Annotated in this window: 11 protein-coding genes; 9 read left to right on the forward strand and 2 right to left on the reverse strand. The window is 60.4% G+C overall.

From position 1 onward, the window contains the following. Positions 1–92: 92 nt before the first annotated feature. From gcl to D8U61_RS19870, 9 genes are all read left to right on the forward strand, one after another. Positions 93–1,868 (forward strand): glyoxylate carboligase, encoded by a 1,776-nt coding sequence (gcl, locus tag D8U61_RS19825; protein ID WP_016771026.1) that lies wholly within the window; start codon positions 93–95, stop codon positions 1,866–1,868. 209 nt (positions 1,869–2,077) lie between these two features. Continuing rightward, positions 2,078–2,860, forward strand: a complete 783-nt coding sequence (gene hyi / locus D8U61_RS19830) for a hydroxypyruvate isomerase (protein WP_122691603.1) — start codon at positions 2,078–2,080, stop codon at positions 2,858–2,860. A 162-nt stretch (positions 2,861–3,022) separates the two neighbouring features. Next, the gene (locus D8U61_RS19835) at positions 3,023–3,916 is read left to right on the forward strand and encodes a 2-hydroxy-3-oxopropionate reductase (protein WP_056783869.1); all 894 of its coding nucleotides are present in this window, start codon (positions 3,023–3,025) and stop codon (positions 3,914–3,916) included. A 154-nt stretch (positions 3,917–4,070) separates the two neighbouring features. Further along, positions 4,071–5,345 (forward strand): glycerate kinase, encoded by a 1,275-nt coding sequence (locus tag D8U61_RS19845; protein ID WP_130927506.1) that lies wholly within the window; start codon positions 4,071–4,073, stop codon positions 5,343–5,345. Next, positions 5,342–6,757 (forward strand): pyruvate kinase, encoded by a 1,416-nt coding sequence (gene pyk / locus D8U61_RS19850; protein WP_130927507.1) that lies wholly within the window; start codon positions 5,342–5,344, stop codon positions 6,755–6,757. Before D8U61_RS19845 ends, pyk begins: the two co-directional genes overlap by 4 nt. Positions 6,758–6,902: 145 nt before the next feature. Further along, positions 6,903–7,817, forward strand: coding sequence for an urea transporter (locus D8U61_RS19855; RefSeq protein ID WP_130927508.1), 915 nt, complete (start codon positions 6,903–6,905; stop codon positions 7,815–7,817). 21 nt (positions 7,818–7,838) lie between these two features. After that, positions 7,839–8,663, forward strand: coding sequence for an ion transporter (locus D8U61_RS19860; protein WP_024012136.1), 825 nt, complete (start codon positions 7,839–7,841; stop codon positions 8,661–8,663). A gap of 103 nt (positions 8,664–8,766) precedes the next feature. Then, on the forward strand, positions 8,767–9,765 hold the full coding sequence (locus tag D8U61_RS19865; RefSeq protein ID WP_130887159.1) for a sulfate ABC transporter substrate-binding protein: 999 nt from the start codon (positions 8,767–8,769) through the stop codon (positions 9,763–9,765). 404 nt (positions 9,766–10,169) lie between these two features. Next, positions 10,170–11,354, forward strand: coding sequence for an MFS transporter (locus D8U61_RS19870; RefSeq protein ID WP_130927509.1), 1,185 nt, complete (start codon positions 10,170–10,172; stop codon positions 11,352–11,354). Between the two features lie 181 nt (positions 11,355–11,535). Here the strand turns inward: D8U61_RS19870 and D8U61_RS19880 are convergent, their stop codons facing one another. After that, positions 11,536–11,940, reverse strand: a complete 405-nt coding sequence (locus D8U61_RS19880; RefSeq protein WP_016771035.1) for a type II toxin-antitoxin system HicB family antitoxin — start codon at positions 11,938–11,940, stop codon at positions 11,536–11,538. After that, positions 11,940–12,152: a type II toxin-antitoxin system HicA family toxin gene (locus D8U61_RS19885; protein ID WP_076566640.1), complete on the reverse strand. Its 213-nt coding sequence runs from the start codon at positions 12,150–12,152 to the stop codon at positions 11,940–11,942. The genes D8U61_RS19880 and D8U61_RS19885 overlap by 1 nt, the downstream gene beginning before the upstream one ends. Between the last annotated feature and the right edge of the window lie 166 nt (positions 12,153–12,318).

The following is a 12,318-nucleotide window of genomic DNA, read 5'->3' on the forward strand; positions in this document are numbered from 1 at the left end:
GAGAAAATGGATTGACCTGCGCCGTCCGCCGTGAATACACTCTGCGCAAAGCCACTTGTATACAATTACAAAACGTAAAGAGGCACAAAACCATGAGCAAAATGAGAGCAATCGAAGCCGCCGTTCTGGTGATGCGCCGTGAAGGGGTTGATACCGCTTTTGGCATCCCGGGCGCAGCGATCAACCCGCTGTACTCCGCCTTGCAGAAGGTCGGTGGCATCGATCACGTCCTTGCTCGCCACGTTGAAGGCGCCTCGCACATGGCCGAGGGCTACACCCGCACCAAGGCCGGCAACATCGGCGTGTGCATCGGCACGTCCGGCCCGGCCGGTACCGACATGGTCACCGGGCTCTACAGCGCCTCAGCCGACTCGATTCCAATCCTCTGCATCACCGGGCAAGCACCCCGCGCCCGTATGCATAAAGAAGACTTCCAGGCAGTCGACATCACCAGCATCGTCAAGCCAGTCACCAAGTGGGCAACCACGGTTCTGGAGCCGGGCCAAGTGCCTTACGCATTCCAGAAAGCCTTCTATGAAATGCGCTCCGGCCGTCCAGGCCCTGTACTGATCGACCTGCCGTTCGACGTGCAGATGGCCGAAATCGAATTCGACATCGACGCTTACCAACCGCTGCCATTGGCCAAGCCGACTGCGACCCGCGTTCAGGTTGAAAAAGCTTTGGCTTTGCTGGATCAAGCTGAGCGCCCACTGCTGGTGGCCGGCGGCGGCATCATCAACGCCGACGCCAGCGACCTGCTGGTCGAGTTCGCCGAGCTGACAGGTATTCCGGTCATCCCGACCCTGATGGGCTGGGGCACCATCCCTGACGACCACCCGCTGATGGTCGGCATGGTCGGTCTGCAGACTTCGCACCGTTACGGCAACGCGACGATGCTCAAATCCGACGTGGTGCTGGGCATTGGTAACCGTTGGGCCAACCGCCACACCGGTTCGGTTGACGTCTACACCGAAGGTCGTAAGTTCATTCACGTCGACATCGAAGGCACGCAGATCGGTCGTGTGTTCACGCCGGATCTGGGCATCGTTTCCGACGCCGCGGCAGCGCTGACCGTGTTCATCGAAGTCGCCCGTGAATGGCAAGCCGCCGGCAAGCTGAAAAACCGCAGCGCCTGGCTGCAGGATTGCCAGCAGCGCAAGGCCAGCCTGCATCGCAAGACCCACTTCGACAACGTGCCGGTCAAGCCGCAGCGCGTTTACGAAGAAATGAACCAGGTGTTCGGCAAGGACACCTGCTACGTCAGCACCATTGGTCTGTCGCAGATTGCCGGCGCGCAGTTCCTGCACGTCTACAAGCCGCGTCACTGGATCAACTGCGGCCAGGCCGGCCCGTTGGGCTGGACCATTCCGGCGGCGCTGGGCGTGGTGAAGGCCGATCCGAACCGCAAAGTCGTGGCCCTGTCGGGGGACTATGATTTCCAGTTCATGATCGAAGAACTGGCGGTCGGCGCTCAGTTCAAACTGCCGTACATCCACGTAGTGGTGAACAACTCGTACCTGGGCCTGATCCGTCAGGCCCAGCGCGGGTTCGAAATGGACTACTGCGTGCAGCTGTCCTTCGATAACCTGAATGCGCCGGAACTCAACGGTTACGGGGTTGACCACATCGCAGTCGCCGAGGGCCTCGGCTGCAAGGCGCTGCGCGTGTTCGAACCGTCGGAAATCGCCCCTGCCCTGCGCAAGGCCGAACAGATGATCGAAGAATTCAAAGTGCCGGTGATCGTCGAGATCATTCTGGAGCGTGTGACCAACATCTCCATGGGTACCGAGATCAACGCGGTCAACGAGTTCGAAGACCTGGCACTGGTCGGCAACGATGCGCCGACGGCGATTTCGATGTTGGATTAACTGCTGACTGCTCTCCCTGTGGGAGCGAGCCTGTGTGGTGAGGGGATTTATCCCCGTTAGGGCGCGAAGCGGCCTCAAAACCTGAAACCGCGTCGTATCAGGTACACCGCATACAATGGTTTACGACTGCTTCGCAGCCGAACGGGGATAAATCCCCTCGCCACAGCTCGCTCCCACAGGGGACCTCACAAGATTTACGGGAGACCACCATGCCGCGTTTCGCAGCCAACCTGTCCATGCTGTTCACCGAACAGGATTTCCTTGCCCGTTTCGACGCCGCCGCCAAGGCCGGTTTCAGTGGCGTGGAATACCTGTTCCCGTACGACTTCAGCTCGGCTGAAATCAAGGCAAAACTTGAGGCCAACGGGCTGACCCAAGTGCTGTTCAACCTGCCGGCCGGTGACTGGGCCAAGGGCGAGCGCGGTATTGCCTGCCTGCCGGATCGGGTCGAAGAGTTCCGCGCCGGGGTCGATCTGGCGATCGCTTACGCACAAGTGCTGGGCAACACCCAGGTCAACTGCCTGGCCGGTATCCGCCCGCAAGGCGTTGACGATGCCACCGTGGAAAAGACCTTCGTTGCCAACCTCAAATATGCCGCCGACAAGCTGCAAGCGGTGGGCATCAAACTGGTGATGGAAGCGATCAACACCCGCGACATTCCCGGTTTCTACCTGAACAACACGGCGCAAGCCCTGTCGATTCGCGAGCAGGTCGGCAGCGCCAATCTGTTCCTGCAATACGACATCTATCACATGCAAATCATGGAAGGTGATCTGGCCCGCACCCTGCAATCGCACCTGGGCGAGATCAACCATGTGCAGCTCGCGGACAACCCGGGGCGCAACGAGCCGGGCACTGGCGAGATCAACTACCGCTTCCTGTTCGAACACCTTGATCGCATCGGTTATCAGGGTTGGGTCGGTTGCGAATACAAACCGCTGACCACCACCGAAGCGGGCCTGGGTTGGTTGAAAACCCATAACGCAATCTAAGAAACACAGCAAATCCCCTGTGGGAGCGAGCCTGCTCGCGAATGCGGTGGTTCAGTCAACACGGATATTGAATGTTCCACCGCATTCGCGAGCAGGCTCGCTCCCACATGAAAAGTAGCTCCCCTATTTGCTTGAGCACGACAAAAACAAGAGGATTTTCTCATGGCTAAAATCGGATTCATCGGCACCGGCATCATGGGCCACCCAATGGCGGCGAACCTGCAGAAAGCCGGTCACAGCCTGTTCCTGTCGCAACACCACGACGCGGCCCCGGCCGATCTGGTCGCTGCCGGCGCCGTCGCCCTGGCCAATCCGCGTGAAGTAGCGCAGGAAGCCGAATTCATCATCGTCATGGTTCCGGATACCCCACAGGTCGATGACGTGCTGTTCCGCGCCGACGGTGTTGCCGCCGGTATCGGCAAAGGCAAAGTGGTCATCGACATGAGCTCGATTTCGCCGACCGCGACCAAAGCCTTCGCCGCCAAGATCAACGAAAAAGGCGCGCAGTACCTCGACGCGCCAGTGTCCGGCGGTGAAGTCGGTGCCAAAGCCGCCACCCTGAGCATCATGGTCGGTGGCGACGCCGATGCCTTCGAACGCGCCCTGCCGCTGTTCCAGGCCATGGGCAAGAACATCACCCTGGTTGGTGGCAATGGCGATGGTCAGACCGCCAAAGTCGCGAACCAGATCATCGTTGCGCTGAACATTCAGGCTGTCGCTGAAGCCCTGCTGTTCGCCTCGAAAAACGGTGCCGATCCGGCCAAGGTGCGTGAAGCGCTGATGGGCGGTTTCGCTTCTTCGAAGATTCTCGAAGTGCACGGCGAGCGCATGATCAAGGGCACCTTTGACCCGGGCTTCCGCATCAGCCTGCACCAGAAGGACCTGAACCTGGCCCTGCAAGGCGCCAAGGAGCTGAACATCAACCTGCCGAACACCGCCAATGCCCAGCAAGTGTTCAGCACCTGCGCGGCCATCGGCGGCAGCAACTGGGACCACTCGGCGCTGATCAAGGGCCTGGAACACATGGCCAATTTCTCGATTCGCGACAAAAAATAAAGCCTGCACAAAACCCTGTGGGAGCGAGCCTGCTCGCGAAAGCGGCTTCACATTCAACATCCATGTTGGCTGACATACCGCGTTCGCGAGCAGGCTCGCTCCCACAAGGGTTCCGAGTTGCCCTTTCGAATAACAAGAATTCCGGGAGCCCGCCATGTCGGTCGATCCGCAACAACTGCTGCGCGAGCTGTTTGCCACAGCCATCGACGCGGCTCATCCGAACCAAGTCCTCGAAGCCCATTTGCCTGCCGATCGCAGCGGTCGGGTGATCGTCATCGGCGCCGGCAAAGCCGCTGCTGCCATGGCGCAAGTGGTCGAGCGCTGCTGGGAGGGTGAAGTCACCGGCCTGGTGGTGACCCGCTACGGCCACGGCGCTCCGTGCGAAAAAATCGAAGTGGTCGAAGCCGCACACCCGGTGCCGGATGCGGCGGGTCTGGCCGTGGCCAAACGTGTGCTGGAGCTGGTCAGCAACCTGACTGAAGACGACCGCGTGATCTTCCTGCTCTCCGGCGGCGGCTCTGCCCTGCTCGCCCTGCCAGCCGAAGGCATCACCCTTGCCGATAAGCAGTCGATCAACAAAGCCCTGCTCAAATCCGGCGCAACCATCGGCGAGATGAACTGCGTGCGCAAGCACCTCTCGGCGATCAAGGGTGGCCGCCTCGGCAAGGCCTGCTGGCCGGCGACGGTTTACACCTACGCGATTTCCGATGTGCCGGGCGACCTCGCCACCGTCATTGCCTCCGGCCCGACTGTGGCCGACCCGAGCACCTCAGCCGAAGCACTGGCGATTATCAAGCGCTACGGCATCGACATTCCTGCCTCCGTGCGCACCTGGCTGCAAAGTCCGGAATCGGAGACGGTCAAACCCGGCGACCCAAGCCTGGCGCGCAGTCATTTCCAGTTGATCGCCCGCCCGCAGCAATCGCTGGACGCGGCGGCGGTGAAATGCCGTCAGGCCGGTTTCAGCACCTTGATTCTCGGCGACCTCGAAGGCGAGTCCCGTGAAGTGGCGAAAGTCCACGCCGGCATCGCCCGACAGATCATCCACCACGGCCAGCCACTGGCGGCGCCCTGCGTGATTCTCTCCGGCGGTGAAACCACGGTAACCGTGCGCGGCAATGGCCGTGGCGGACGCAACGCCGAATTCCTCCTCAGCCTGACCGACAGCCTCAAGGGCCAGCCCGGCGTCTACGCGCTGGCGGGCGACACCGATGGCATCGACGGCTCGGAAGACAACGCCGGCGCAATCATGACCCCGGACAGCTACGCCCGCGCCGCCGCACTGGGTCTGAGCGCCAGCGACGAGCTGGACAACAACAACGGCTACGGCTACTTCCAGGCGCTCGATGCGCTGATCGTCACCGAGCCGACCCGCACCAATGTCAACGACTTCCGCGCCATTCTGATCCTTGAGAACTGCAAATCATGACGCCTGATAAAAAGGTCAAAATCCTCGCCACCCTCGGCCCTGCCGTCGACGGTATCGACGACATCCGCGAGCTGGTCGAGGCCGGGGTCAACATCTTCCGCCTGAACTTCAGCCACGGCGATCACGCCGACCACGCCAAGCGCTATCAGTGGATCCGCGAAGTCGAGCGTCAGCTCAACTACCCGCTGGGCATTCTGATGGATCTGCAGGGGCCGAAACTGCGCGTCGGCAAGTTCGCTGACGGCAAGGTGCAGCTGCATCGCGGTCAGGCGTTCCGTCTCGATCTCGATGCGACACCGGGCGATGAGCGCCGGGTCAACCTGCCGCATCCGGAGATCATTGCCGCGCTGGAAGCCGGCATGGATCTGCTGCTCGACGACGGCAAGCTGCGTCTGCGCGTTGTCACCAAGTACAACGATGCGATCGACACCACCGTGCTCAACGGCGGCGAACTGTCTGATCGCAAAGGTGTGAACGTGCCGCAAGCGGTGCTCGACCTGAGCCCGCTGACCGCCAAGGATCGCCGCGATCTGAGCTTCGGCCTGGAATTGGGTGTGGACTGGGTCGCGCTGTCGTTCGTGCAGCGCCCGCAGGACATTGTCGAAGCCCGCGCATTGATCGGCGACAAGGCATTTCTGATGGCGAAAATCGAGAAGCCTTCGGCGGTCGAGCAACTGCGTGAGATTGCTGAGTTGAGCGATGCGATCATGGTCGCTCGCGGTGATCTTGGTGTGGAAGTGCCGGCGGAAAGCGTGCCGCAGATTCAGAAAAACATCATCACCACCTGCCGTGCGCTGGGCAAACCGGTGGTGGTGGCGACGCAGATGCTCGAGTCGATGCGTTTCTCCCCTGCCCCGACCCGCGCCGAAGTCACCGACGTCGCCAACGCCGTGGCCGAGGGCGCCGATGCCGTGATGCTCTCGGCGGAGACCGCGTCCGGTGAGTACCCGCTGGAAGCCGTGCAGATGATGAGCAAGATCATCCGTCAGGTTGAGAACGGCCCGGACTATCAGACCCAGCTCGACGTCAGTCGACCGAAAGCCGAGGCGACGGTTTCCGATGCGATCAGCTGTGCGATCCGCCGGATCAGCAACGTGCTGCCGGTCGCGGTGCTGGTCAATTACAGCGAGTCCGGCGCCTCGACGTTGCGCGCATCGCGGGAACGGCCGAAAGCACCGATCCTCAATCTGACGCCGAACCTGCAAACGGCGCGGCGCTTGAGCGTGGCGTGGGGCATTCATTCGGTGGTCAACGATCGCCTGCGTCAGGTCGACGAAGTCTGCTCGACCGCACTGGAGATTGCTCAGGCGCAAGGCATGGCCGAGCGTGGCGACACGCTGCTGATCACCGCTGGCGTGCCGTTCGGGCAGCCGGGGTCGACCAATTCGCTGCGGATCGAAACGTTGATTTAGCGCCTGTACCGGCCTCTTCGCGAGCAGGCTCGCTCCCACAGTTGATTTGTGTGCACCACAAACTCAATGACTGGACGCAGATCCATGTGGGAGCGAGCTTGCTCGCGAAGCAGGCGCCTCGGTTTCCCTGACTTTCAGAACTGCCATGCCTGCCAATCACTTCAACACCCACTGCCCCGACTGGGCCGAGGCTTTGCTCAACGGTTTCAGTCAGATTTTCTTTCAGCGTCATCCGCTGTGCGGCCTGCTGTGTCTGTTGGCGATTCTGCTGACCGCGCCGGTGCTGTTCGCCGGGGCGCTGCTCGGTGGCGTTGCCGGTCTGCTCACCGCGCAGCGGCGCAACTACGCCAAGGCCGATCGCCAAGCTGGTCTGTTCAGCTACAACGGCGTGCTGCTCGGTCTGCTGCTGAGCCTGTATTTCCCTTGGTCGCCACTGCTGCCGCCGTTGATTCTTGCAGCGGGCGGCTTGAGCGCGATGCTCACTCAGCAATGGCTCAAACACGTGTACCGCAGTCGCGCCATACCGGCGTATACCTCGCCGTTCGTGGCGCTCAGCTGGGTGCTGCTGGTGTTCGCCGAACCGTCCACGCCGATGGCATCGGCCGACCTGAACACGACAAATCTGCTGGCCGCTGAACTGCGCGGATTTGGCCAGGTGATGTTTCTCGACCATCCTCTGGCCGGGGCGTTGATTGCCAGCGGTTTGCTGCTTGCCGATCGTCGCGCGTTCTGCTGGGCACTGCTGGCTTCGGCGATCGGCCTGGGCTCGAGTCTGCTGCACCACGAGACGTCCGCCGCACTGCTCGGGCTCGGTGGCTACAACGCCGTACTCGCCGCCCTCGCCTTCAGCTCGCAACGGCAACATCCGTGGCTGCCGCTGCTCGCCATTGTCCTGGCGTTGCTGGTGACGCCACTGTTTGCCGCCCTTGGATTGGCGACGCTAACCGCACCGTTCATCCTCGCCTGCTGGTTGATCCGGGCTGGCATTCAAATGCTTGGCAAAGCGTCGCTTGCGCATGAGTCTTGCGCTCACGAGGAGAATCACCCTAGGCTGCGCTGATCTTCGATTCAGGCGTTATCCATGGACAGCAGCAACAATTGGCGCGAACGGCTTTACGTCATGATTTTCCAGAGCGACACCCCGGCCGGGCGTCGCTTCGACGGCATCCTGCTGGTGATCATCCTCGCCAGCCTGGTGATCGTGATGCTCGACAGTATCGACAGCATTCACCGTAATTACGCCGACGTTCTAGCCTATATCGAGTGGGGCTTCACGGCGATTTTCCTCGGCGAGTACATCCTGCGTCTGTACTGCTCGCCCAAGCCGCTGCGCTATGCCTTCAGCTTTTATGGCCTGGTGGATCTGCTGGCGATCGTGCCGGGCATTCTCGCGCTTTATTACAGCGATGCGCAGTATCTGCTGATCATCCGCATCATTCGGATGCTGCGGATTTTCCGCGTGCTCAAGCTCAGCCCGTATCTCAAGCAAGCCAACTATCTGATGTCGGCGCTGCGCGGCAGCAAGCAGAAAATCGTCGTGTTTCTGGTCAGCGTATGCACGCTGGTAACGGTGTTTGGCACGCTGATGTACGTGATCGAAGGCCCGGAACATGGCTTCACCAGCATTCCCAAAGGCATCTATTGGGCAATCGTGACCTTGACCACTGTGGGCTTCGGCGACATCGTGCCGAAGACGCCGCTGGGCCAGGTGATTTCCTCGCTGGTGATGATCACCGGTTATTCGATCATCGCCGTGCCCACAGGGATTTTCACCGCTGAGCTGGCCAACGCCATGCGCGGCGAACAGCTGCAACATGACTGCCCAGGCTGCCAGAAAAAGAGCCATGAACAGAGTGCAGCGTTCTGTTCGCGCTGCGGCAGTCAGCTGTTCAAGAAAGTGGAATAAGCACAGAGCTTTTTAATCTTTAAGCGACTATGCGTGGCCCGCTATAGTCGCTGGCAAATCGCCTCATTTTTGACACGACACCCCACAGAACAAGGAATGCGCAGTGAAAAAACTCTTTGGCGCCTCACTTCTCGCCGCCGGCCTGGCCTTGGCCAACATCGCTCAGGCTGCACCGACGCTGCTCAACGTTTCCTACGACGTGATGCGCGATTTCTACAAGGACTACAACACTGCGTTCCAGAAGCACTGGCAAGCCGAGCACAACGAAAACATCACCGTGCAGATGTCCTTCGGCGGCTCGAGCAAGCAGGCGCGTTCGGTGATCGACGGCCTGCCGGCTGACGTCATCACCATGAACATGGCCACCGACATCAATGCCCTCGCCGACAACGGCAAACTGGTCCCGGACAACTGGGTAACGCGCCTGCCGAACAACAGCGCGCCGTTTACCTCGGCGACGGTGTTTATCGTCCGCAAGGGCAACCCGAAAGCTTTGAAAGACTGGCCTGATCTGCTCAAGGACGGCGTACAGGTGATCGTGCCGAACCCGAAAACTTCGGGTAACGGCCGCTACACCTACCTGTCGGCCTGGGGCTATGTACTGAAAAACGGTGGTGACGAGAACAAGGCCAAGGATTTCGTCGGCAAGCTGTTCAAGCAGGCGCCGGTGCTCGACACCGGTGGCCGCGCGGCCACCACCACGTTCATGACCAACCAGATCGGCGACGTACTGGTGACCTTCGAAAACGAAGCGGAAATGATCGCCCGCGAGTTCGGTCGCGATCAGTTCGAAGTTATCTACCCAAGCGTCTCCGCAGAAGCCGAGCCACCGGTTTCGGTGGTCGACAAAGTGGTCGACAAGAAGGGCTCGCGCGCTGCGGCTGATGAGTACCTGAAGTACCTGTGGTCGCCGGAAGGTCAGGAAATTGCTGCGGCCAACTACCTGCGCCCACGGGATCCGGCGGTGCTGGCGAAGTACACCGATCGCTTCCCGAGAGTGGATTTCCTTTCGGTGGAGAAAACGTTTGGTGACTGGCGCACGGTGCAGAAGACGCACTTCAATGATGGTGGGGTATTTGATCAGATTTACACGGGCCAATAAGGCTTGCTCTGAAAAACAAGAGGCGACCCACTGAGGTCGCCTTTTTGTTGAGCCCGGTTACCCTCACCCCAGCCCTCTCCCAGAGGGAGAGGGGGCCGACCGAGGTGCCTTGCGTCAGACATCGACCTGCGAGACCGAGTCGATTATGGATTCACCGAGTAACGTTCAGATCGGCAGGATCCCAAGCATCCCCCAATCAGTCCCCTCTCCCCCCGGGAGAGGGCTAGGGTGAGGGGCTTTTGGGCGAGAACAGTAATCTTATGACCACCTCCCTCGCGACTATCCTCGATCAACCGATCAGTCATTACACAACGTAATAAGAGTTATCATCCGAAACTGTCTTCTGCCAACCCGCGTTGTCCATTAGCCTTCACCGCTTTCCTGTGCCCGACCCGAGTATTCCTATGCCCACCACTCACGCAATGACCCGAGGCATGGTGCTGCTGTTCGCCTTCTGCTGCGGCGCCATCGTTGCCAACATCTACTATGCACAACCGATCATCGGCCTGATCGCGCCGGACATCGGCCTCTCCGACACCATGGCCAGTTTCATCGTCTCGCTGACGCAGATCGGCTATGCGTTGGGTCTGTTCTTTCTGGTGCCGTTGGGGGATCTGCTGGAAAACCGGCGGCTGATGATCATCACCACGGTCGTGGCGATCGCCAGTCTGCTTGGCGCCGCGTTCACTGAACAGCCGAACGTGTTCCTGCTGATCTCGCTGCTGGTCGGCTTCAGCTCGGTGTCGGTGCAGATCCTGATTCCGCTGGCCGCGCATCTGGCGCCGGAAGAGTCCCGAGGCCGTGTGGTCGGCGGGATCATGGGCGGTTTGCTGCTGGGCATTCTGTTGGCGCGACCGGTGTCGAGCGTGGTCGCCGACCATCTCGGCTGGCGCGCCATGTTCATGATTGCCGCCGGGTTGATGGCCGCGATCAGCGTGGTGCTGGCACTGACCGTGCCCAAGCGCCAGCCAGATCACAGCGCAACTTATGGCCAATTGATCGGCTCGCTGTGGACGCTGCTGCGCCAGCAACCGGTGCTGCGTCAGCGGGCGTTTTATCAGGGCTGCATGTTTGCCACGTTCAGCCTGTTCTGGACCGCCGTGCCGCTGGAACTGGCACGCAACCATGGCCTGTCGCAAAGCGAAATTGCGATCTTCGCTCTGGTGGGCGCGATAGGTGCCATCGCCGCGCCAATCAGCGGCCGCCTCGCTGATGCCGGTCACACACGCATCGCCTCGCTGCTGGCCATGCTCTTCGCCAGCCTGAGCTTCCTGCCCGCCTTCATCCACCCGGCCTATAGCGTCATCGGCCTGGCCGTGACCGGCGTGGTGCTGGACTTCTGCGTGCAGATGAACATGGTCCTCGGCCAACGCGCGGTGTACTCGCTGGACGCGAAAAGTCGTGGCCGTTTGAACGCGCTGTACATGACCAGCATCTTTATCGGCGGCGCCTTCGGCTCCTCGGTGGCCAGCGCGGTGTACGAGCATGGCGGCTGGTTGTGGATCGTGATTGTCGGCAGCGTCTTTCCGCTGTTGGCGTTGGTGCGGTTTCTGAGTGTTTCACGACGCGCTTCATTGGCCACGGCTTAAGGCTTCAAAAGCTTCGCGAGCAAGCTCGCTCCCACAGGTTTTGGGTGACCTTCGAATCACTGCAATACACAAAACCAGTGTGGGAGCGAGCCTGCTCGCGAAGGCGTCAGTTCAGATCATGTTTGCACCGACTGACACAGCGCTTTCGCGAGCAGGCTCGCTCCCACAATTGCGCAGCCCCTCAATACCGAACCAGTTTCTCCATCGCCGCATCCGCTAGAAACGAGGAGCGGCTTTTGACGTTGTGCTCGCGTACATAGCGATCAATACGCTGAATCACATAGCCGGGCAGCGTAACGTTGACCTTTTCGGTCTTGCCCAGGTACGGCGAGATATCCAGTTCCAGCATGCCCCAGCCCATCTCGGCAAAATCCGGATGATTGCGATGCGCCGCTGCCGAGGTCGGCATCGGAATCGCCTGACCGGCCGCCGCGATCTCCTGCAGCATGAGGTGAGCCACTTCCACGGCCGCGTTGTAGGCCTCTTCAAAGCTGTCCCCGGCCGTGACTGCGCCGGGAATATCGGGGATCTGAATACCGATGGCAGTGTTCTCGTCACCCCACTCGATGCAGATGGGATATTGCATTACGGATCTCCTTCATGACGGGTTGGCGGGCTGAATAACCCCGCGCGCCGCCGAATGCTTTTGACTGTCCCCAGCGGTAAATCCTTTTTCGGATGCGGGACGGCAATCGTGTTCGGGTTGTAACGATGAGTGAAGATGTGATGACTGCCCGCAACCCGATCCAGCGTCCAGCCCGCCTCCTCCAGCTCCTTCATCAATAGCCTGCTCTGCACCAACCGCCTCCTTGGCCTGGCCCATTAAAAGTAACTCTAGAGTTATCTTTACTCAAGCACAGAATGGGGCGGAGTGATGGTTGGTTGTTTTACAAAGTATTCCTGCAACAGTTTCGTTTATTGCGAATTTCGCTTGATTCGAATAACGTCCGCGGATCTTCCTTAC

The sequence above is a fragment of the Pseudomonas sp. Sample_14 genome, from assembly GCF_004307515.1.
In the GTDB taxonomy this organism is placed as follows: domain Bacteria; phylum Pseudomonadota; class Gammaproteobacteria; order Pseudomonadales; family Pseudomonadaceae; genus Aquipseudomonas; species Aquipseudomonas atacamensis.

Excerpts from the sequence above, each read along its gene's own strand:
- gcl (WP_016771026.1), top strand. The coding sequence starts at position 93 with ATGAGCAAAATGAGAGCAATCGAAGCCGCCGTTCTGGTGATGCGCCGT.
- hyi (WP_122691603.1), top strand. The coding sequence starts at position 2,078 with ATGCCGCGTTTCGCAGCCAACCTGTCCATGCTGTTCACCGAACAGGAT.
- D8U61_RS19835 (WP_056783869.1), top strand. The coding sequence starts at position 3,023 with ATGGCTAAAATCGGATTCATCGGCACCGGCATCATGGGCCACCCAATG.
- D8U61_RS19845 (WP_130927506.1), top strand. The coding sequence starts at position 4,071 with ATGTCGGTCGATCCGCAACAACTGCTGCGCGAGCTGTTTGCCACAGCC.
- pyk (WP_130927507.1), top strand. The coding sequence starts at position 5,342 with ATGACGCCTGATAAAAAGGTCAAAATCCTCGCCACCCTCGGCCCTGCC.
- D8U61_RS19855 (WP_130927508.1), top strand. The coding sequence starts at position 6,903 with ATGCCTGCCAATCACTTCAACACCCACTGCCCCGACTGGGCCGAGGCT.
- D8U61_RS19860 (WP_024012136.1), top strand. The coding sequence starts at position 7,839 with ATGGACAGCAGCAACAATTGGCGCGAACGGCTTTACGTCATGATTTTC.
- D8U61_RS19870 (WP_130927509.1), top strand. The coding sequence starts at position 10,170 with ATGCCCACCACTCACGCAATGACCCGAGGCATGGTGCTGCTGTTCGCC.
- D8U61_RS19880 (WP_016771035.1), bottom strand. The coding sequence starts at position 11,940 with ATGCAATATCCCATCTGCATCGAGTGGGGTGACGAGAACACTGCCATC.